The organism is Luteibacter anthropi, assembly GCF_023699965.1.
GTDB classification, from domain to species: domain Bacteria; phylum Pseudomonadota; class Gammaproteobacteria; order Xanthomonadales; family Rhodanobacteraceae; genus Luteibacter; species Luteibacter anthropi.
The window spans coordinates 1,301,063-1,321,037 of the sequence record NZ_CP077072.1; the positions used below are offsets into that span (position 1 = coordinate 1,301,063).

At 64.2% G+C, this 19,975-nt stretch carries 20 protein-coding genes; 7 read left to right on the top strand and 13 right to left on the bottom strand.

The window, feature by feature from the left end; all coding sequences use genetic code 11:
- The 3 genes from KR767_RS05940 to KR767_RS05950 are packed head-to-tail and all read right to left on the bottom strand — an operon-like array spanning window position 1 to window position 2,852.
- Window positions 1-456, bottom strand: a complete 456-nt coding sequence (locus KR767_RS05940) for a GNAT family N-acetyltransferase (RefSeq protein ID WP_250878447.1) — start codon at window positions 454-456, stop codon at window positions 1-3.
- A 4-nt stretch (window positions 457-460) separates the two neighbouring features.
- Window positions 461-1,846 carry a nitrogen regulation protein NR(I) gene (gene ntrC / locus KR767_RS05945; RefSeq protein WP_250878448.1) on the bottom strand — a complete coding sequence of 462 codons (1,386 nt, stop codon included), beginning with the start codon at window positions 1,844-1,846 and terminating at the stop codon, window positions 461-463.
- Window positions 1,839-2,852 (bottom strand): two-component system sensor histidine kinase NtrB, encoded by a 1,014-nt coding sequence (locus tag KR767_RS05950; RefSeq protein WP_250878449.1) that lies wholly within the window; start codon window positions 2,850-2,852, stop codon window positions 1,839-1,841. The genes ntrC and KR767_RS05950 overlap by 8 nt, the downstream gene beginning before the upstream one ends.
- A 223-nt stretch (window positions 2,853-3,075) precedes the next feature.
- On the opposite strand from KR767_RS05950, the gene KR767_RS05955 reads away from it, so the two are divergent.
- The 4 genes from KR767_RS05955 to KR767_RS05970 all read left to right on the top strand — a co-directional run bounded on the left by KR767_RS05955 (window position 3,076) and on the right by KR767_RS05970 (window position 5,977).
- Entirely contained in the window at window positions 3,076-4,203 is a 1,128-nt protein-coding gene (locus KR767_RS05955; RefSeq protein ID WP_166945416.1) for a serine hydrolase domain-containing protein, read from the top strand.
- Window positions 4,204-4,280: 77 nt separating this feature from the next.
- Entirely contained in the window at window positions 4,281-4,793 is a 513-nt protein-coding gene (locus KR767_RS05960; RefSeq protein ID WP_250878450.1) for a GNAT family N-acetyltransferase, read from the top strand.
- 8 nt (window positions 4,794-4,801) lie between these two features.
- Entirely contained in the window at window positions 4,802-4,993 is a 192-nt protein-coding gene (locus KR767_RS05965; protein ID WP_250878451.1) for a hypothetical protein, read from the top strand.
- A 96-nt stretch (window positions 4,994-5,089) separates the two neighbouring features.
- Complete coding sequence (locus KR767_RS05970; RefSeq protein ID WP_250878452.1) at window positions 5,090-5,977, top strand: patatin-like phospholipase family protein; 888 nt, start codon at window positions 5,090-5,092, stop codon at window positions 5,975-5,977.
- Between the two features lie 87 nt (window positions 5,978-6,064).
- Here KR767_RS05970 and KR767_RS05975 read toward each other — a convergent pair whose 3' ends face one another.
- Window positions 6,065-7,492: a PepSY-associated TM helix domain-containing protein gene (locus tag KR767_RS05975; RefSeq protein WP_250878453.1), complete on the bottom strand. Its 1,428-nt coding sequence runs from the start codon at window positions 7,490-7,492 to the stop codon at window positions 6,065-6,067.
- 223 nt (window positions 7,493-7,715) lie between these two features.
- Between KR767_RS05975 and KR767_RS05980 the strand changes: the two genes are divergently transcribed.
- Entirely contained in the window at window positions 7,716-8,012 is a 297-nt protein-coding gene (locus tag KR767_RS05980; protein WP_250878454.1) for a hypothetical protein, read from the top strand.
- A gap of 195 nt (window positions 8,013-8,207) precedes the next feature.
- On the opposite strand, the gene KR767_RS05985 is transcribed toward KR767_RS05980, so the two are convergent.
- Together KR767_RS05985 and KR767_RS05990 are read right to left on the bottom strand one after the other, a co-directional pair.
- Window positions 8,208-9,302, bottom strand: coding sequence for an alkene reductase (locus KR767_RS05985; RefSeq protein ID WP_166945422.1), 1,095 nt, complete (start codon window positions 9,300-9,302; stop codon window positions 8,208-8,210).
- Window positions 9,303-9,415: 113 nt separating this feature from the next.
- Entirely contained in the window at window positions 9,416-10,189 is a 774-nt protein-coding gene (locus KR767_RS05990) for an AraC family transcriptional regulator (RefSeq protein WP_166945424.1), read from the bottom strand.
- A gap of 114 nt (window positions 10,190-10,303) precedes the next feature.
- On the opposite strand from KR767_RS05990, the gene KR767_RS05995 reads away from it, so the two are divergent.
- On the top strand, window positions 10,304-11,197 hold the full coding sequence (locus KR767_RS05995; RefSeq protein WP_166945426.1) for a DMT family transporter: 894 nt from the start codon (window positions 10,304-10,306) through the stop codon (window positions 11,195-11,197).
- A 107-nt stretch (window positions 11,198-11,304) separates the two neighbouring features.
- A complete protein-coding gene (locus KR767_RS06000) occupies window positions 11,305-12,432 on the top strand; it encodes a Fic family protein (RefSeq protein ID WP_250878455.1) in 1,128 nt (375 codons plus the stop codon).
- Between the two features lie 13 nt (window positions 12,433-12,445).
- On the opposite strand, the gene KR767_RS06005 is transcribed toward KR767_RS06000, so the two are convergent.
- From KR767_RS06005 to KR767_RS06035, 7 genes are all read right to left on the bottom strand, one after another.
- A complete protein-coding gene (locus KR767_RS06005) occupies window positions 12,446-13,108 on the bottom strand; it encodes a hypothetical protein (protein WP_250878456.1) in 663 nt (220 codons plus the stop codon).
- A 2-nt stretch (window positions 13,109-13,110) separates the two neighbouring features.
- Window positions 13,111-13,635: an RNA polymerase sigma factor gene (locus KR767_RS06010; protein ID WP_250878457.1), complete on the bottom strand. Its 525-nt coding sequence runs from the start codon at window positions 13,633-13,635 to the stop codon at window positions 13,111-13,113.
- A 95-nt stretch (window positions 13,636-13,730) separates the two neighbouring features.
- Entirely contained in the window at window positions 13,731-14,888 is a 1,158-nt protein-coding gene (locus KR767_RS06015; RefSeq protein ID WP_250878458.1) for an acyl-CoA dehydrogenase family protein, read from the bottom strand.
- Window positions 14,881-16,191, bottom strand: coding sequence for an MFS transporter (locus KR767_RS06020; protein ID WP_250878459.1), 1,311 nt, complete (start codon window positions 16,189-16,191; stop codon window positions 14,881-14,883). Before KR767_RS06020 ends, KR767_RS06015 begins: the two co-directional genes overlap by 8 nt.
- Window position 16,192: 1 nt before the next feature.
- Complete coding sequence (locus KR767_RS06025) at window positions 16,193-17,167, bottom strand: DapH/DapD/GlmU-related protein (protein WP_250878460.1); 975 nt, start codon at window positions 17,165-17,167, stop codon at window positions 16,193-16,195.
- Between the two features lie 2 nt (window positions 17,168-17,169).
- The gene (locus KR767_RS06030) at window positions 17,170-18,522 is read right to left on the bottom strand and encodes an amino acid permease (protein WP_250878461.1); all 1,353 of its coding nucleotides are present in this window, start codon (window positions 18,520-18,522) and stop codon (window positions 17,170-17,172) included.
- Between the two features lie 144 nt (window positions 18,523-18,666).
- Window positions 18,667-19,644 (bottom strand): LysR family transcriptional regulator, encoded by a 978-nt coding sequence (locus KR767_RS06035; protein WP_250878462.1) that lies wholly within the window; start codon window positions 19,642-19,644, stop codon window positions 18,667-18,669.
- Between the last annotated feature and the right edge of the window lie 331 nt (window positions 19,645-19,975).

Sequence of the window (19,975 nt, forward strand, 5' to 3'; positions counted from 1 at the left end):
TCAGCGCGCCAGCATCGCCTCGTACATGTAGTAGTGGCAGCGCTCCATGCCCAGGCCGGAGTATGTGGCCTGGGCGCGCTCGTTCTCCGTCTCCACGTAGAGACGGATGCCCACGGCACCCGCTTCGTCGGCCAGGCCTTTCACGTGCGCATACAGCGCGCGGAATACCCCGGCACGACGGGCCTCCGGCGGCACGTAGACGCTCTGGATCCACCAGAAATCACCGCAGCGCCAGTCGCTCCATTCGTAAGTGATCATCAGGCACCCGGCCGGCATGCCATCGAGCATCGCCACGAGATAGAAGCCGCGACGCGGCTCATCGAAGACGGCGCGCACGCCACGACCGATGATGTCGGGATCGAGTCGCTTCTGCTCGGTCTCCCAGGCCATGGCGCTGTTCCAGTGGGCGATCGTGTCGGCATCCGCGACCGTCGCCCGGCGAATCTCCAGGGTCATCGTTTCATCCATTGTTGGGCCGGCGCTTGCGCGAGGCGCCGAGTTTTCGGGTCAGGGTGTTGCGGCCGACGCCAAGCGCCGCCGCGGCCTGCTGCCGGTGGCCGTCGTTGGCCACCAGCGCGACCTGGAGCAGGGTGCGGTCCAGCGCCTCGCGGGCGCGCGCATGGATATCCGCCTCTCCCTGTGCCAGGGCATCCTGCGCCCACAGGCGCAACGCGTCCGTCCATTCACCCGACTTCGTCTCGCGACCGGGAAGCGCGCCGAGATCCGATGCAAGGATTTCACTGCCGGGAGCAACCACGGCAAGACGGCGACAGAGGTTTTCCAGTTCGCGGACGTTGCCCGGGTAATCACGTTGCTCGATCAGCTTCATCGCGGCGCGCGAGAAGCGCTTCGGCGGCAGGTTGAGTTCCGTGGCCGCGCGGGCGAGGAAATGCTTTGCCAGCAACGACACATCGCTGCCTCGCTCGCGCAGCGAAGGCAGCGCGATGCGCACGACATCCAGCCGATGCTTCAGGTCGGCGCGAAACAAGCCAGCCGCCACGCGTGCATCCAGGTCCTGGTGCGTGGCCGCCACGATGCGCACGTTGCCGCGCAGGGATTCGCGGCCACCCACGCGATAGTACTCGCCACCGGAGAGCACGCGCAGCAGGCGTGTCTGCAAGCCCACCGGCATGTCGCCGATCTCGTCGAGAAACAGCGTGCCGCCGTCGGCCTGCTCGAAGCGGCCGATATGCCGACGCGCGGCGCCGGTAAAGGCACCGGCCTCGTGGCCGAACAATTCACTCTCCAGCAGTTCGGCGGGAATGGCTGCCGTATTGAGGGCGACATAGGGTTTGCCGCTGCGCGCGCTTTCCTCATGCAGTGCGCGAGCCACCAGCTCCTTGCCCGTACCCGTTTCGCCGGTCACCAGGACGTTGAGATCGCTGGCAGCCACGCGACCGATCAGCCGGAATACCTCGCGCATGGCTGCGCTTTCGCCCAGCAGGGCGTGCGGGTCCTGGCGCAGTTCGGGCACCACCACGTCTTCATGCGACGCCGCGATGGCGCGTTCCACCGCCGCCACCGCCTGGTCAAGGTCGAACGGTTTGGCGATGTAATCCACGGCGCCTGCGCGATACGCGGCAGCGGTGGTCGCCACATCGGTGAAGGCGCTCATGACAATCACCGGGCCGATATTGCGCCGGGTAAGGTCTTCAAGCAGGCGCAGGCCATCTTCACCCGGCATGCGCACATCGGTGACCAGCAAGGCCGGCCGCGCATCGTCGAGCGCCGTGCGCACCGCGTCGCCCGCGCTGAATTCACGCACTGAGTGCCCGGCATCGCGCAATGCCTCGGCCAGCACGAAGCGCACGCCGCGATCGTCGTCGGCGATCCAGATGTCAGTCATGCGCACGCTCCATCGGAAGGTAGAGGGAGAACGTCGTCTCGCCCGGGCGGCTCACATAGCGCAGGTCACCGCCGTGTTCCTGCGCGATCTCGCGCGACAGCGCCAGGCCCAGCCCCGTCCCGTCGGGACGGCCGGAGACCAGTGGCTGGAACAGGCTGTCACGCAGCGCATCGGGCACGCCGGGACCATCGTCGATCACATCGATGCGCAGTGCCGACCGTACCGACCGTTCGCCAAGGCGCACGCCGTGCTCCACGCGCGTACGCAGCACGAGCAGGCCCGCCCCTGCCTCACGTGCATTTCGAGCCAGGTTGAGCAGCACCTGCAAGAGCCGGTCGCCGTCACCAAGGCTGTCCGGCAGGCTGGGATCGTAGTCGTGACGCACGCCAGGTGCCCCCGGCTCGGCGCCGATGATGTGTTCCAGTCGCTCCAGCAGCTCGTGCACATTCACCGGCGCGATCCGCGCCGCACCGCCATGCCGGAGCAAGCCATCGGCCAGCGCAGCCAGCCGGTCGGCTTCGCCGATCACCATCCCGGCCAGCTGCCGCAAATCGTCATCCTGCACCCGGCGCTGTAACAGCTGTGCGGCACCACGCAGGCCGGCCAGCGGGTTCTTTACCTCATGCGCGAAGCCGCGCAGGGTGGCCGACAACGGCGTCGTCGTGCCGCCCTGCTCGCTCACCAGCGGATGCACCTCGACCAGCACCCGCTCGTCGTCCACCGGCTGCACCATCAGGTCGGCCGTCACCTCCCGACCGCGCGCCACCCCGAAGGTGACTGCCCGCAGATGAAACGCCCGCCGCTCCCGCTGCGCCCGCACCAGGTGCGAGACGAGACCCGGCTCCCGCATCAGCTGCGGCAACCGCTGCCCCACCGCCGTCCGCGGCCCCACCCCCAGCACCTCGCCCAGGGCGGGGTTGATCCACAACACGGCGCCTCCTGCCCCGACGAGGGCAAGGCCGGTACCCAGCAGGGTCAACAGGTCGTTCGTATCCGGTGCATGCATTGCACCAATGTAGGGAGGTTGGATAACGGTGGCAATCGGGGGGAACGCGATGGCCAATGGAAATGCCGGCATAGTACGCGCAGGTGCCGGCCGGCCATCGCGAACCACTGACCGGTGCATGGCGGCTCGCGGTAGGTCACAAGTACGGAGGCCGACCGGCACGTACGCCTGGGCCTGGCCCTCCATAGGATGCATCCATTCATTCACCGGAGCAGGGGCCGCCATGGCAAAGCATATCGCGGGTCTGTTGATGGCCCTGGTCCTGTCGCAGGCGCCGCTCGCGCACGCGGAAACCTCCATGGCGGTCCAGGTGGACGACGTCGTGGCCAAGGATATGGCGGCTCGCCATACGCCTGGTGCATCCGTCGCCGTGATCAAAGACGGCAAGGTGGTGCTCGAGAAGAGCTATGGGCTCGCCAGCGTCGAACTGAACGTGCCAGCGACGAACGCGACACTGTATCCGCTCGCTTCCACGACCAAGGAATTCACTGCCGTAGCGATCATGACACTGGTCGAGCAAGGCAAGCTCGCGCTCGACGATCCGGTCAGGAAGTATCTTCCGGAACTCCCCGCCTCATGGATGCCCGTCACGATCCGCCATTGCCTTTCCCACACATCCGGCCTTCCCGACAATGTGCAGGACGATACCGTCAACGTGCTGCCATTGGCGGGTACGCGTGCGGACCTGATGGCCTTGCTTGCCAGCAAGCCGGTCAAGGCGCCAGGCACGTCGATGGCTTACAACCAAACCGGCTACATGTTGCTCGGCGACATCATCGCGCGTGTCAGTGGCATGCCTTACCAGCAATATATCGACGACCGCTTGCTGAAGCCGCTGGGCATCACCGGCTTACGGTGGGGTGATACGTGGACGCTCGTGCCGGGTCGTGCTTCGCTGTATACCGCCCTGCAGCCGACGGCCGATCACTCGAAGCTCCAGCTCGATGCGAAAGGTGCACCCGTACTTTCCACCGACGGCATCCACCCATTCGGATCGAAGATAGCGACGGAATGGTTGCTGCCCGCCGCAGGACTGAGCGGCAATATCGAGGCGATGGCCACCTGGGAGAACGCGCTATGGAGCGGCAGGATCATCAAGCCGGAAAGCCTCGCGCTGATGGCGAAACCCTACGTGATGACGGACGGCAAAACCGGCGACTTCGGCCTGGCGCTCATGCACGACAGCCAGCAGGGGCATGTAACGATACACACCGGGGGTGGCGCGGCCGTCTGGATCACCACGATCCCCGATCGACACCTGACGGTGATCGTTCTGACGAATCTCCAGGCATCGCAGCCTTATAAGCTGGTCGCAGGCATCCTCGATGTGTACCTGGATAGCCCGCACTGAGATTGTCCCTGACAAACTTAAGAAATTCATGCACCCAGCGTTGTTTCATTTCCGAGTGACTTTCTCAGGCTGATCAGATGAATTTTACAGCGTCTATTCCATACCTGAAAACAGAACGCCTGATACTTCGGGAGTACAGGCCTGGCGATTTTGAAGCTTTTGCTGCGCACCTTGCGGACCCCGATTGCATGCCGCCTCCGTACCTGTCTGACCGGAAAACCGCGTGGCGTATATTCGGATCTCATACCGGCCTATGGATCCTGGGTGGCGCAGGTTGGTGGGCTATCGAACACCGGGACACCGGTGAGCTGGTCGGCAATGTCGGAGCTTTCTTCCGCGACCGGGATCCGGTGCTTGAGCTTGGCTGGAATACATACAAGCCGTTCTGGGGGCAAGGCATAGCCGGGGAAGCCGCGACGGCCGTGCTACAGCACGCTTTCGATGTCCAGTGTAGATCACAAGTGCAAGCGCTTATCGGCGCTGGCAACAGAAGATCAATCCAGGTGGCGGAACGCCTAGGGTTTCGTTATGCCAACGACACCGGCCTCGACGGCCACATCATGCGGAGATATATGCTCGAACGAGTATGAGGACACCCATGAATGTGAAGCCACGGAGCATGCCAAGTTGGTATGCGAATGGTCCCGAATGTATTGATCGCCCGGTCAAGGCAGGGCAGCTTGCCGCTGCACTCCTACCAACGATGTACCTGTTCTATCGCCACCGGGTCATGGATATCGCGGATACGCTGCCAAAGTATCTCGACGGATGGGATGGACCGACGATCTGACAGACCACTTTCAATGGCGACGGCGTGTCCCCATTGGATGGCGGGGTCACCCACCGACCATTCGCCGAGACCACTCATGCCACGAGCCACCATTTCATGACCACCGGATTCCAGGAACTCCGCCGTTACGATTTCAGGGATACGAAGACGCTGGTCTTCGCCGGTGGCGGTAACCGCTGCTGGTGGCAATCCGGGGCACTGCGCCATCTACTCGATGCCGGGATGTCGCTACCAGGACAACTCGTGGGAACGAGTGCGGGAGCCGCCGTCGCTGCATCGTTTCTGACGAAAAGTGACGGCGAGGCATTGAAAGCCTGCCTGCGACTCTATGCAGGGACACCGAAGATCTTCGACTGGTCTGGCATCGCGAAGCTCAAGTTCCGCTTCGCCCACCAGCGCGTCTATCCGGCCTGGGTCGATGCGTTCCTCAATGCCGGCACGCTCGACACCTTGCGCCAGTCGTCGTCACGGCTCACGGTGGGCCTGACACGAACGGCACGCTTCCTCGGCATGCGTGGTTCCGTGGCGGCAGGCACGTTCGCCTACCTCATCGACAAGTACGTGTGGAACAGCATCCATCCGCGCCTCCCGTCGCTGATGGGCCTGCGCCAGGATTTCATGGTGCTCAACGACTGCACCGACATCCAGTCGGCGCAGGACCTGCTGATCGCGGCTGCATCCGCACCGCCCATCATGTCCGCACGCCCTGTCGGCGGCGCGCATGCCATCGATGGGGGCTATACGGACAACGCACCCATTCCTCCCCAGGCCGATGCCGAACGGGCGGGCACGCTCGTGCTGCTGACCCGGCACTACCCGAAGCTGCCGCCGCTGTTCCGCTGGGCCGGTCGCACGTACTGGCAGCCGAGCAAGCGCATTCCCGTCTCCACCTGGGATTGCACGCCCCGCGCGACGGTTCGTGAAGCCTACGAACTGGGCAGGCAGGATGCGGTGGAAGCCCTGCGCAGCCATCGCGTGTTCTGAGGCGGTTATATGTCACGCGAGGGGTATTACGAGAAGGGCGCCATGGTCTGCACGAGTAACGCCAACGGCAGTCAGGATCGGTCTGACTCAGCTTCGTGCCAGACCGAGGAAAATCCGGGCCTTGCTCCAGCGAGTGACAAGTAGCCGCTCCAGCATAAGAACCACCAGCAAGGTTCCGCCAAAGAGCGGCAGGCATATCCCCAGAAGGACAATGACCGCTATCAACGCGCCAGCCACGCGAGCACTTCCGTGCGCAGGTGGTGCCCCCAGCAAGCCGGATGGTCGGCGACGCCACCACAGCACCGTGGCGCTGACGGACATCAGCAAAAGGCCGAGTGCCGTGGCTACGCCGAGCACCTGATTCAGTGGTGCGAACAACTGGCCTTCGTGGAGGGCCACCCCATAGCCGATAAGCCGGTCGAGGAACGGACGATCCTTGAATCGCGTCACATCGATGATCTTTCCCGTGGACGGATCGATGCGCGCGTCGATCCGCCGAGGACGGTCCTGGACATCGGAGTGAGCCGACCAGAAAGGCGAACGCTTCGAAGGTGGGCTGATCAATACCGGCGCGGGCCAGTGCTGGCTGGCCATGCCGGGAACGATACGGTCGATCGGTGAATAGTCCGGTGCCACGACAGGCATTGAAGCCGTCTTGTCATCCATGGCCATGCCGGGCATCGACATCCCGGCCATGCCTGCGTGTTCATCCGTGACAGGTGCATTGGCTTCGCGGTTGATCCTTCGCTGGTCAGCGCTACCTGTGGTCCAGTCCTGGGCAACCACCATGTGGGAATAAGCCTGCCTTGCATCTTTCAGCAAGCCACCCCATGACTTCGCCCACGGAAGACCTGACAAAAGCAGCACGAGCGCCATCGCGGAAATCCATACGCCGGTCACCGCATGCAGGTCGCGCCAGAAGATGCGGGATCCTTGTCCCAGCCGGGGAAGTAGCACGCCGCGCAAACGCGTGCCACGCGGCCACCAGAGATAAAGACCCGTCAACAACATCACGATGGTCCACGACGCCGCCAGCTCCACGAGCATGGAGCCCGGCGTACCGGCCAGCAGTTCACCGTGCAGATAGAAGATCACCCGCATGAAGCGATCCTCGTCGTTCACGATGTGAAGCACCCGTGCGGTTGAAGGATCGACGAAGACACGGATGACTTGCGGGCCCTTGCCCACGAGAACCCGCGTGGCCTGCTCCGTGGTGACGGGAAGTTCGTAGGCGTTGAGGACGCTGCCGGGTACGGCGGCCAGCGCCGCAGACACCTGCGCCGAGGGTGGTAGCGTCGGGCCATGGGCCACATGCGCGTAGCCGCGTTCCAGCCACGGCTCGATCTGTGGCTTGAACAGGTAGACCATGCCCGTCGTCGCCAGCCAGACAATGAAGGGAAGGCAGAACAGCCCGGCATAGAAGTGCCACCGCCAGATCATGCGGTAGCGCGCGCCTCGCGATGGCGTCACCGCCGCAGGCGATAGCTCCGGGAAACGGTTTGCATCTGCGTTCACGCCGCACCTGGAGTAGGGACCAGGGTTGGGATGGTGACATACGAACCGGTGACCGGCGGCACCACCGTGGCAACGTGTCGCGGTGGCCTGCGCGATGTCCGTCCATCCTTGCGACAAGGCTTCTGGACGTTTCTATCCCACGCCTGAAGGCATGAAGTTACGTCCAATAAAACCGCCACGACTGGACTAGAATCGAAGCACCCGCACCACCGCCGGAGTCGCCATGAACACGCGTAGCCGCTTCCTGCTGCTGGCACTGGGAGCCAGCGTCGTGATGCCCGCCTGGGCCGCCAAGGACGATCCGGCCGCCCAGCTGGCGAAGCTCACCGAAGGCCGCATCGCGGGCAAGCCCCAGCGCTGCATCGACCTCAGCCAGGCCTATGACAGCCAGGTGATCGACAAGACCACCATCGCCTACCGCGTGGGCAGCACCTGGTACGTAAACCAGCTGCGCTCGGGCGGTGAATTCCTCGATTCGCGCGATGTGCTGGTCACCCGCACCTTCGGCTCGCAGTTATGAGAACTCGACAGCGTGCGTCTTGTGGAGCGCTATACCGGCGTACCCGGTGGCTTCGTGGTGCTCGGACAGTTCGTACCCTACCGGCTCCCGCCGAAGGATCACTGAGTATTTTTGTCGTGGCCCGATGGCTACGGTTTACATGAGTACACGGCGGGTTACCTCTTCAGGAAGCAACCCGCCGTGCATCGATCAGGCTCAGCCGAGTGACGGATAGTCCGTATAGCCGTGCTCGTCGCCACCGTAATAGGTGTTCGGATCGCTCGGGGCGATCGGGGCACCGGATTTCAGGCGCTCGACGAGATCGGGATTGCTGATGAACGGACGCCCCATGGCGATCACGTCCGCGCGACCTTCGCGCAACGCGGCATCGGCCAGCGCAAAGTCGTAACCGTTGTTGCCCATGTACTTGCCGTGGAAGGCCTTCTTCAGGGCCCCGAAATCGTAGCCCGGCACGTAGTCGCGCGAGCCGCCGGTGGCGCCTTCCACGATATGCAGGTACGCCGGGTTGAAGCGGTTGAGCCCTTCCACCGCATGCAGGTAGAGCGGCACGGGGTTGCTGTCGCTGGAATCGTTGACGGGCGATACCGGCGAAAGACGCACGCCGGTGCGACCGCCACCGATGGCGTCGGACACCGCGCCCATCACCTCGAAGAGGAAGCGCGTGCGGTTCTCGATGCTGCCACCGTACTGGTCATGGCGCTTGTTGGAGCCATCGCGCAGGAACTGGTCGATGAGGTAACCATGGGCGGCATGCACTTCCACGCCGTCGAAGCCGGCCTTGCGGGCCATCGTGGCGGCATGGGCGAAGTCGGCGACGATCTGGCGGATCTCGTCCACTTCCAGCGCACGCGGCTCCTCATGCGGCTGGAAGCCACTCTCGGTGAATGCATTGCCTTCGGGCTTCACGGCGGACGGTCCCACCGGCTTCACGCCCTGCGGTTGCAGCGACGGATGCGAGATGCGGCCCACGTGCCAGATCTGCACCACGATGGAGCCTCCCTTCGCATGCACGGCATCGGTCACGTTCTTCCAGCTGGCAACCTGCGCATCCGTATACACCCCCGGCGTGAACGCATAGCCCTTGGCGCTGTCGTCGACCTGCGTGGCCTCGGTGATGATGAGGCCGGCCGAGGCACGCTGGCTGTAGTACTCGACGGCGGACGGACGCGGCACGTCGCCCTTCAGCGCACGGCTGCGCGTGAGCGGTGCCATGGCGATGCGATTCCTGAGATCGAGGTCACCGAGGCGGATGGGCTGGAACAACGGGCTTGCGCTGCGATTTTCTGACATGAATATGGTCACCGGTATAGTAAATGTGGGCCGTTATTAGGACGGAACGGACAAAATAAGCTGCCCGTCTTCCTGCGGGCAGGTGACCCCACATTCAATCCCCGGTGACGGGATCAGGCGCGCGCCAGCATGCCCTTGCGAAACTGGTCTGGTGTGCAGCAGGCCTGGCGCTTGAACATCTCGATGAACGACGACGCGGTGGCGTAGCCGAGTTCGCGGGCGATCGTCTCTACCGACTGCTGCTTCGCCAGCAACTCCACGCCCAGCGTGAATCTCAGGCGCTGACGCCATTCACCGAAGCCGATGCCAAGCTCGCTCTGCGCCAGGCGCTCCAGCGTGCGTACGCTCATATGCTGCGACCGGGCGATGTCCCGCACCGAATCGCCACGCGCAATGTATGTTCTTGCGAATGCCATGGCGGCGACGAGGTGCGGCTCTTCGCTGGATGGCAAGAAGTTGGCCACCGGTCTTGCGGCGAGGATCTGGTCGATGACCACGCGCGACATGCGGACGTGCGCGGGCTCGCGCGGCGTGATGATGTCCAGCCGTGCAAACTCGTCCAGCAGCACTTTCAATACCTCGCTGATGGATAGCGCACAGGCTTCGGCCGGCATCTTCGCTGCAATGGCGAGGGAGACATACACCGCGCGAAATTCCAGCGCATTGCGATTGACCGCACCATGGGAAACGCCCGGCGGAATCCAGATACCGTACTGCGGCGGTGACACCATGCGTCGCGAGTCGACGGTCAGCTCCATCAGGCCTTGCGATACGTAGTTGAGCATGCCCCACGGATGCACATGCGACTCGAACACCGAGGGCGGCATCGTGCCGTGGCGGAAATAGATGGGGCCGGGCAATTGCTTGAAGGTAGGGATCGGACGCATTGGCGATCTCCCTTGCTGTCGCAGAACCGGGAGGCATTGTCGCATTTCAGGGATGCCCGGCAAATGCGTCACTGCTACGCTTTACCTGCCGTATCCCCTCCCCTGTACGACCCCATGAATTACCTCTTCCCCGTTATCGCCGCCCTCCTGTGGGGCGTGAACACGCTCGTCACCAAACTGGCCTCCGGCACCGTCGGTGCCGTGGACATCAGCCTGCTGCGCTGGTTTTTCGCGGCAGTGGTGGTGTCGCCCTGGGCGATACCACGATTGCGTCGCAACATGGCCGTCATCCGTCCCAACCTCGGCCGGTTCTTCCTGCTTGGCCTGCTGGGCAGCGTCGTCTACCAGTGTGCAGCCTATTACGCCGCCCATTTCACCTCGGCGACCAATATGGGCGTGATCCAGTCGCTCATTCCTCTGATCACCCTGATGCTCTCGGCGATCTTCCTGCGCCACCGGGTCACGGCGCTGGTCGTGGCCGGTGCCCTCGTTTCCGCGTTTGGTGTCGTCATGGTGATTTCGCACGGCGATCCGCGCCAGCTCACCGTGCAGGGGCTCAACCGTGGCGATGGCCTGATCGTGCTGGGTGCCACGGCGTTCGCGCTCTACAACCTGCTCATGCACAAGTGGAAGCTGAAGGTCTCGCTGGTGGAGTCGCTGTTCATGCAGGCCTCTACGGCCACCATCATGCTCGTACCGCTATGGCTGGCCTTCGGCGAAGGCGTGCACGGAGCGGCGGCATGGGGATGCATTGCCTTTGCCGGCATCGGTGCCTCGGTGATGGCCCCGCTTTGCTGGATGGCCGGCATCAGCCGCCTGGGTGCGGCCCGCGTCACGGGATTCTTCAACCTCGTGCCTATCGTGACGGCCGTGCTGGCGGTGTTCGCCCTGGGCGAAAAACTGACCGTGACCACGGCCTGCGGCGGCCTGCTGACGATTCTCGGCGTGATCGTCGCGGAGTACGCCGGGCGGCGCACGTCGCAGCCTGCGAAGGAAGCGCTGGCCTGAGGCGTGCTCGCGGCGGCACCCCCGCATGCGCCGAATCCTGCCTATAATCGGCTCACAATCTGAGCCGAATAAGTCCTGGATTCGGCTCATCGCCCCGGAGCAGGCCCATGAGTACCCTTCGCTGGATCTGGCAGGCACCGGACTGGCCCCGATTCACCTGGCAGGCTGATGCCCTGGCCCCTCTGCTGCGCGAATGCCAGCTGGCGCAAGGCCAGTTGCTGGGCATGGCCGGCACGGCGGGCGTGGAAGTCCAGGCGGAGGATGCCCTGGATACGCTGCTGTCCAACATCGTCACCTCTTCCGCCATCGAAGGGGAACGCCTCAATGTCGAATCGGTCCGGTCATCGCTGGCCCGGCGACTGGGGCTGGCGGAACACCCGCCCCGTCCATCCACGCCCCGGAGCGAAGGGCTTGCCGACCTGATGCTGGATGCCACCCGCGACATCGATGCGCCGCTCGACAGGGCGCGCCTCTTTCGCTGGCACCAGTGGCTCTTCGTGAATCACGACGCGTTGCTGCCTTCGCGCATCCGCGTGGGTGGCTTGCGTGGCGACGAACCCATGCAGGTCGTATCCGGTCGTATCGACCGGCCCGTGGTTCATTTCGAAGCACCGCCACGCGATGGACTGGAAAAACAGCTCGATGGATTCCTCGCATGGTTCGACGCATCACGACGCGATGCGACGCTCGATCCGCTGCTGCGTGCAGGCATCGCCCACTTCTGGTTTGTCACCCTGCATCCTTTCGATGACGGCAACGGCCGCATCACGCGCGCCCTCACCGATCTCTCGCTTGCCCAGTCCCAACCCCAGGCCATCCGCTTCCATGCCATGTCGGCAAGCATCCTTGCCGACCGCACGGGCTATTACACGATCCTCGAATCCAGCCAGAAAGCAGGGCTGGATATCACGGCATGGCTGAAATGGTTCCTGCGCACGCTGCTGGATAGTCTCCTCCACGCACAGCAACGTATCGATAGCGTCCTGTCCAAAGCCCGGTTCTGGCAGGCTCATCGACACCGTGGCCTGTCGGAAGATCAGGTCAAGGTCCTCAATCGATTACTGGACGGCGGTGACCGGGGCTTCCTGCAAGGTATCAGCGCCTCGCAGTACCAGGCCGTGGCAAAGGTATCCAAGGCCACGGCGACCCGACACCTCGCCGACCTGGTCGAAAAAGGCTGCCTGCGACGTCTGCCGGGCGGGGGCAGGAACACGCGTTACGAGCTCGACGTGTGACGGAAAGGCCCGGTCACTCTTTCTCAAACCGGGCAATCTCTTCCAGCATCGCCTCGGTGCGAACGACGGAGCGGCCGGCGTGGCTGTCTTCCAGCCACTTCGTGCGGCCCAGGCGGCGCACGAGGAGATAGCTCAGGGCCACCACGGCCAGGGATATCGCCGCGCTCGACAGCAGCCATGCCACGACACCCGGTGACCAGGTCCACGACGTCGTGCCGCGGGCGTCCATGCCGTACTGGCCCAACATCAGGAGCACGGGTATCCAGATGACGCTGCCCAGTACGGCGAACACCGGGGCTTCCACCTTCGTTCGCCATGTGCGCAGGCGGGCGACGCGGCGCTGGATATCCAGTACCGGAGCCGCATAGTCGATGGCGCGTACCATCCCCATGACCCTCGCCGTGAAGATGATGGCCAGCGTGCCGAAGACCTGCAACGCGATGCCGCTGGCCAGGGCGGGCCAGATACCCAGGTGGGTGGACCAAAAGCAGATGCCCCATAGCGCCAGCACCACGCCGATAGCCATCTGCGCCAGCTGCCCGATCATCAGCGGCCGCAGCCCCCGGCGCAGGCGGTCAGACTGGCCCTGGCGGAAGATCTGCCAGTTCAGCGCTTCCTGTTTTTCCAGGCGCCGGTCGAGCGCCTGCCAGGCGAGCTTCATGTCGTCGAGTTCCATGGTCATGCTCCGGTGGATGCCGCGCCTGTCATCTGCCCGCGCAGCTTCTGCTTGATGCGACCGATCTTGGTCGCGACGTTGGTTTCGCTGATGCCGAGGACCTGGGCCATCTCGGCGTGGGAACGGTCTTCGAGGTAAAGCAGGATCAGCGCCCGGTCGAAGGCCCCGAGGCGGCCGATAAAGGCATAAAGCGCTACCAGCCGCTCGTCGGCGTCGGGCGGCGTCGCGTCGCCGACACTTTCGAGGTGATGCCAGTCCAACGGCTCCAGCCGGTCATCCTGCACGCTGCCGCGCTTGCGCAGCTGGGAAATGGCGACGTTGAGCGCCACGCGGTACAGCCACGTCGAGAACTTCGCCTTGCCGGGATCGAAACGGCCGAAGGAACGCCAGGCCTGAAGGCCGATCTCCTGCACCAGGTCGCGGCGATCCTCGGCCTGCCGGGCGTACAGCGACGCCACCTTGAGCACGATCCGCTCGTGCTCGCGCAGCAGGCTCTGGAAGCGTTGTGGGTCGGCGTGGACGGTCATCGTGCGGATCGTTCCCCTGGGTACGGAACATGATTCGCACGGGGCGGAGAAAAATCACAGCCCGGCAGACGCCTCCCGGCCGAAGTGCCCTTCCTTCAGGAGCCGAGCGCCTGCCGCCCGAGCGCCACCAGGACGGAATCGGACTGCGGGCCGTGCACGCGCCCACAAAGCGAATCGCGAAAATGACGTTCCAGCGGATGATGACGGTCCAGGCCATGATTGCCCGATACGGACAAGGCCTTTTCCAGCGCCGTCACGGCGTTCTCGGTAACACGCATCTTCACGAACTGCGCATGCAGGCCAGGCAGTCCTTCATCGCTGTCGGCACGTCGTGCGGCGTCGTCGATGAGTACGCGATTTACTGCGAGCAGGTTTTCGATCTCGCCTACGACGGACTGAATGCGCGGCACCGTCGCGAGGGCGGCACCCAGGCTGCTCGGCGTGCGTTCGTTGAGAAAACGCAGCAGCCAGTCACGACCTGCGCGCGCAATCCCGTCGTAGAGCGCCGCAAGCAGGATGCCGTTCCAGATCTGGATCAGCGCCGACTGTTTCTGAAGACCATCGCTGCCCGGCTCATAGAGACTGAGGCAGGCATCGGCTGCCACGACGACGTCCTCCAGGTAAACCGAATGACTGGCCGAGGCACGCAAACCCGCGTGATTCCAGGTGGGTTCGACGCGCAGGCCCGGGGCATCCGCCGGCACGAGCCACATACCCACGCGCGGCCGCTCATCGTCGGTGCGTGCCAGCACCAGCCATGCACCGACCACGCCGCTGCCGGTAGCCCAGGCCTTGGCGCCGTCGATGCGCCAGCCACCGTCCGCGCCGACCCTGGCGATGGTTCCCGGCATCCCACCGCGCATGGCCGAACCCATATCGGGTTCGGCCTGCAAGGCATTGAGCACCGTATGGTTGACCACGGTATCCCTGGCCACATCGGAATAGACCGGCGGCCGGATGACACGCAGCACACCGTGCATCAGGTAGTGCATGGCAAGCAACAGGCCGGTAGCCGCTTCGCCGCCGCCGACAGCCCCGACGATTCGCGCGGCATCGGAGAGACCACCACCCTGCCCGCCGTGGATCGTCGGCACCGTAAGAGCAAGCAGGCCCAGGTCACGCAGATGCGCGATATGGGCGCGAGGGAACGACGCCGTCTCGTCGCATGAAGCGGCATCCTCGGCCATGACACGGCGAAGCTGGCGAAGGCTTTCGTCATTCGTATCGAACGGGGTATGAAGTCGGTTATTCATGGGATGACGGACGAAGGGGGGCCGGGCGATCCGGCAACGGCTTCCCGGCAAGATCACGGATGAAAGGCAGGGGAACGAGCGAAATCAGTCCGCAGCCCACGAGATACCAGGCCGGTGCCAGCTGGCTGCCGCTGATCTGGATAAGGCCAATGGCGAAGAACTGCGCGAAACCGCCAAAGACAGAGACTGCCAGGCAATAGACGATCGACATGCCCGAGGCACGGATATGCGCAGGAAACAGTTCGGCCAGCATCACGATGGTGGGTGCCGTGGTGAACGCCACCAGCATAGCAAGTACCGCGGACACAGCCAGCATGACGGACATCTCGGGGATGGCACGCATCAGCACGAACGACGGATAGATCGCAGCGACCAGGATGACCCGCGATACGCCGATCACCGCGCGCCTTCCCACACGATCGGAGAGGTATCCTGCCACCGGCGAGAAGATCGCCGCGGTACCTGCCGCCACCACGGGAAGCCATAACGAACTGCTCATGGCGATATGCAGGTACTTGTCCGTATAGCTGGCCAGGTAGAACAGCACGATATAGGTCGCGGCCGATGCCCCGAGCATCGCGAGCACGCCTTGCACGATGACCACCGCATGCCCGCGCAATGCAACGAACAGTGGCTCCCGCGATGCATGGTCGGGATGCCAGGTTTCCACCAGATGGCGCCGGATGTAGATGCCAACGGGGCCAATAGCCAGCCCGATCACGAAGGGTATGCGCCAGCCCCAGGCCTCCAGTGATTCACGGTCAAGGGATGATGTCAGGGTAAGCCCGATCACCGAAGCAACCAGTGTGTTTGCCGCCTGGCTCGTGAACTGCCAGCTGCCGTGATAGCCACGCCGGCCGGGCGTGCTGTGCTCCACCAGCCATGCCGTGGAAACACCGATCTCACCGCCCAGCGCAAAGCCCTGCACCAGTCGTGAAGCGACGATAAGCAGGGGTGCCAGCACTCCCGCACTCGCGAAGGTCGGTGCGAAGGCGATCATCGCCGAGCCCGCCATCATCAGCCACATCGTCAGCATCATGCCGGCGCGACGTCCCTTGCGGTCCGCATAGGCGCCCAGGGCAATGGCGCCGACCGGACGCATGAAGAAACCGACACCGAAGGTGCCCACGGCCAGCAGCAGCGAGATGAGGCTGTCGCCGGCTGGAAAATAGAGCCTGGCAATGACCGGGGCGAAAAAGCTGTAGATGGTGAAGTCGAAGAACTCCAGGCCGTTGGCAAAGCTGATCGCCACCAGTTCCTTGCGCGGCAACGCATCACTGCCGTGGAGAGAGCGGGAGGTCATGTCAGGTTCCCGGATGCATGTGTGGATTCAGTTGCCCCCATCCGCTGGCCCGGGCCAACGCTTCCAGATGTCCGGTCAGGCTGTTGCGGCGAAAGGTAAGCCTCGGCATGCCCGCCAGCTCGATAGCCTTGACCACGCGCCCGTCGGCCAAGGTCACAGGCAGGCCGGCCGTGACGTAGCAACCGGCTTCGATGACGCAATCGTCGCCCAGGGAAATACCCGTGCCGGCATTGGCGCTGATGAGGCAGCGCTCGCCGATGGTCACCATGTGCTGGTTGCCGCCGGAGACCCGGCCCATCAATGACGCCCCCCCGCCGATATGCGTCCCGGCGTGGACCACCACGCCTGCGCTGACACGTCCCTCGATCATGCACGCGCCCAACGTGCCGGCGTTGAAGCCACAGAAGCCATCAGGGGTGACGGTGGTACCCGGCGCGAGGTAAGCCCCCAGCAGTACGCGTGTGGCGTCGGCAATGCGAACCTCACCCGGGGTCACGTAATCAAGCATGGCAGGCACGGCAAAAACGCTGCGTACCAGCAGGTGCTGCCCCGCCAGTCGCGCACGCAGGCGCACGCTTTCCAGTGCCGACGCCACGCAAGGGCCCAGCGACGTCCAGGCCACATCATGGTTGAGCAGGCCGATGAGGCCCACGACATTGGCCTCGCGCGGCTTAACCAGTCGATGACTGAGCAGGTGCAGGCGCAGCCAGACATCAAAGAAATCGCGTGGCGGCGTATGGATGTCGATCGTCACGCGCATCACCTGCCGTCGGACGTCGCACACGGGGTCGGAGACCGCCAGTGGACGAAGCAGGTCCACCATCGCATCGCCGCGCTCTTCGTCACCCACGACGACACTTTCGCAGGGCCGGTCCGATGGCTCACGACCAGGCGCAGGAAACCAGATGTCCAGGGGAACACCCGCGGCACCGGTCGTCGCAAGGCCCACTGCGCTGATGCGTCGTGCCAAGGTCATCGTCAGGCTCCCTGGAAGTCGTTGTCATTCGCCGCGACAGGCCTGTCGATCCTGCACAGCCATGAAAGCAGGTAAAGCACGGCGAAGGCGGCAACCACATAGGCAAACACCGGGCGGAATGCCGCGTCCGTGGCAAGAATGCTCGTCACGGCCACGAAGAACAGCAATACCAGCAGATTGCTCGCGGGAAACCACGGTGCCATGTAGACAAGCTGATGCCCGGACGACTTGCTCGTGCGAAAACGCAGGTGTGCGACGACGAACAACGCCCAGATCGCCACCACGCCCATCGCGGTGCCGTTCATCAGCAAGCCGAAGACCTGGCCTGGCATCACGTAGTTCAGACCGATTGCCATCGAAACGAAACCAAAGCCCGTGGCCACGGCATACTCTGGTACGTCGTTGTCGTTGAGCCTGCCCAGGGCCGCCGGTGCACAGCCTGCGGCCGCCAGGGCGCGCAGCACGCGCGCCATGCCGAAGAGGAAGGAATTGCAGGACGACAGCAGCACCAGCACGAGGATCAGGCTCATGGCCTCGCCTGTGCCGGGCAGGCCGATGTGGTCGAAGATGATGACAATCGGGCTGGCATTCACGGGGACATCCTTCCACGGCACGAGCAGCACGATCATGGTCGTCGTCCCTACGTAGAACAGCAACAGGCGGCCGAGCAGGCCCTTGATCGCCCTGGGCAGCGCACGTTCCGGCCGGATCGTTTCCGCCGCGGCAAGGCAGATCAGCTCCGTACCTCCGAAGGCAAACGCAGCCACCGGCAATACCGACAGGAAACCCGTGGCACCGGTGGGAAAGAACCCGCCGTGCCGCCAGAGGTTTGCCACGGAAGCATCCGGCAGGCCTGCACTGCCATGCGCAAGCAGCAGGAACACACCCATGACGAGGAAGATCGACAGCGCGATGATCTTCACCAGGGTCATGACAAATTCGGTTTCGCCGAAGATGCGTACGCGCAGCGTATTCACCAGCGAAAGTACCAGCAGCCCGCCCAACGCTGCCGACCATTGCGGCACGGACGGCAGCCACGTATGGACAAGCATGCCCACGGCGCTCAGCTCGGCCATGCATACCATGGCCCCACACAGCCAGTAGGCCCATCCATGGACGAAAGCAAGACGAGGCCCGAGGTAACGCATCGTGTAGCCGACGAAGCTTGTTCCCTGCTCGTCGTTCAGCGCCATTTCGCCGAGGCAGCGTGCCACGATGTACATCACCAGGCCGGCCAGCACATAGGCCAGCAGGAGCGACGGGCCTCCGGCGTGGATACCCTGCCCGACTCCCATGAAAATGCCCGAGCCCAGCGCGCCTCCCAGCGCGAAGAATTCGACCTGCCGGCTATTCAAGCCGCGCGTATCGCCTTTCACCATCCACCTCGATCGTTCGTCTGCCCTGCCTGTCGGCAACGCGAAAATTATCGACAGATCAAGGCCACAAAGGCATGCCGCTGGCGGAACATGCACTGTGTAACCACGGTAGATAAAGCGATATCAGGCGTAGAAAGAGGCAAGCCGCGCGGCAATCGCATCCAGGAACACGCGGATCTTCGGCGTCAGGTGTCGGCGGGTGGGCAGCAGGGCGCAGATCGGTGCTTCCTCGGCCCAGTCGGGGAGCACCTGCACCAGCTTGCCGGCCGCCAGGTCGTCGGCCAGGTCGATGCTGGACTTGAACATGATCCCGCGGCCTTCCAGGCACCAGCCATGGATGACGTCCCCGTGGTTGGAGCGCAGGCGTGACGGTGCCACCAGTTCCATGTATTGCCCATCCGGCCCGGTGAGCTTCCACGGCATGCGGCCGTCGAACCAGCGCAGGCAGGCGTGCCGGAGCAGGTCGTCGGGCACCTGTGGCGTGCCATGGGCGGCAAGATAGGCCGGCGAGGCGACCAGGATGCGCCGGTTGTCCACCAGCTTGCGGGCCACGTAGTTATTGTCCGGGATGCGTCCCAGGTAGATGGCCACATCCAGCTGGCAGGAGATCGGGTCCTGCGGCCAGTCCTCCATCACCAGTTCGATCTGCAAGGACGGATGCATTTCGACGAGAGTGGCGATCACCGGGGCCACGTGTGCGGTACCGAGGCTGATGGTGCAGCCCACGCGGAGAATGCCCGTCGGTGCATCCTTGCCCCCTGCCAAATATGACTCGGCGGCATCCAGTTCGGCCAGTACCCGGTCCACGTGTTCCAGCAGGGCCAGCCCTTCATCGGTGGGAACCAGGCGGCGGGTGGTGCGATGGATCAGCCGGTGGCCCACCCTGCGCTCCAGTGTGGCAAGACGCTTGCTGACCACACCCAGGCCCACGTCGAGCGTGCGTGCGGCACCGGAGAGGCTGCCATGGGAGAGGATCAGCTGGAAGGTACGCAGCTCGTTCAGGTCGTCGAGCATGCCCGACGTGCGGTTCACCTTCGGCATGGCGTGGTTGTCGGAAGCGCCTTCGTTGCGGTCCTCGCGCTGGATCGTCCGCCGTGCCATCGGAATACGCCACCTTCGTGAAATCGCGTCATTGTCCGGCTATCTCGGGCCGAGAAATAGCACACCTCTCCCTCCCGTGGCGGCAAAACCCGACCGGCGTTGACAAAACGGTGCCGCGTTATCGCAGAATGGGGGCCCTGCCGGCGCATGCCGGCCTTCCTGGCGTGATTTCCCCGGTGAACACTGTGGACCTCGACACGACGAACGACACCACCCTCTTCACGGCACTGCCGTGTCGCGCGGGCGGCCGTTCGTGTTGTCGTCCCTGTTGAGCGTCTCCCGGACACACGCTGCCTGCGCCTGAGCGCCGGCCACCCCCTCCCCCCGAACA

Coding starts and splice junctions, on each gene's coding strand:
- KR767_RS05940 (WP_250878447.1), bottom strand. CDS start 456: ATGACCCTGGAGATTCGCCGGGCGACGGTCGCGGATGCCGACACGATC.
- ntrC (WP_250878448.1), bottom strand. CDS start 1,846: ATGACTGACATCTGGATCGCCGACGACGATCGCGGCGTGCGCTTCGTG.
- KR767_RS05950 (WP_250878449.1), bottom strand. CDS start 2,852: ATGCATGCACCGGATACGAACGACCTGTTGACCCTGCTGGGTACCGGC.
- KR767_RS05955 (WP_166945416.1), top strand. CDS start 3,076: ATGGCAAAGCATATCGCGGGTCTGTTGATGGCCCTGGTCCTGTCGCAG.
- KR767_RS05960 (WP_250878450.1), top strand. CDS start 4,281: ATGAATTTTACAGCGTCTATTCCATACCTGAAAACAGAACGCCTGATA.
- KR767_RS05965 (WP_250878451.1), top strand. CDS start 4,802: ATGAATGTGAAGCCACGGAGCATGCCAAGTTGGTATGCGAATGGTCCC.
- KR767_RS05970 (WP_250878452.1), top strand. CDS start 5,090: ATGACCACCGGATTCCAGGAACTCCGCCGTTACGATTTCAGGGATACG.
- KR767_RS05980 (WP_250878454.1), top strand. CDS start 7,716: ATGAACACGCGTAGCCGCTTCCTGCTGCTGGCACTGGGAGCCAGCGTC.
- KR767_RS05985 (WP_166945422.1), bottom strand. CDS start 9,302: ATGTCAGAAAATCGCAGCGCAAGCCCGTTGTTCCAGCCCATCCGCCTC.
- KR767_RS05990 (WP_166945424.1), bottom strand. CDS start 10,189: ATGCGTCCGATCCCTACCTTCAAGCAATTGCCCGGCCCCATCTATTTC.
- KR767_RS05995 (WP_166945426.1), top strand. CDS start 10,304: ATGAATTACCTCTTCCCCGTTATCGCCGCCCTCCTGTGGGGCGTGAAC.
- KR767_RS06000 (WP_250878455.1), top strand. CDS start 11,305: ATGAGTACCCTTCGCTGGATCTGGCAGGCACCGGACTGGCCCCGATTC.
- KR767_RS06005 (WP_250878456.1), bottom strand. CDS start 13,108: ATGGAACTCGACGACATGAAGCTCGCCTGGCAGGCGCTCGACCGGCGC.
- KR767_RS06010 (WP_250878457.1), bottom strand. CDS start 13,635: ATGACCGTCCACGCCGACCCACAACGCTTCCAGAGCCTGCTGCGCGAG.
- KR767_RS06015 (WP_250878458.1), bottom strand. CDS start 14,888: ATGAATAACCGACTTCATACCCCGTTCGATACGAATGACGAAAGCCTT.
- KR767_RS06020 (WP_250878459.1), bottom strand. CDS start 16,191: ATGACCTCCCGCTCTCTCCACGGCAGTGATGCGTTGCCGCGCAAGGAA.
- KR767_RS06025 (WP_250878460.1), bottom strand. CDS start 17,167: ATGACCTTGGCACGACGCATCAGCGCAGTGGGCCTTGCGACGACCGGT.
- KR767_RS06035 (WP_250878462.1), bottom strand. CDS start 19,644: ATGGCACGGCGGACGATCCAGCGCGAGGACCGCAACGAAGGCGCTTCC.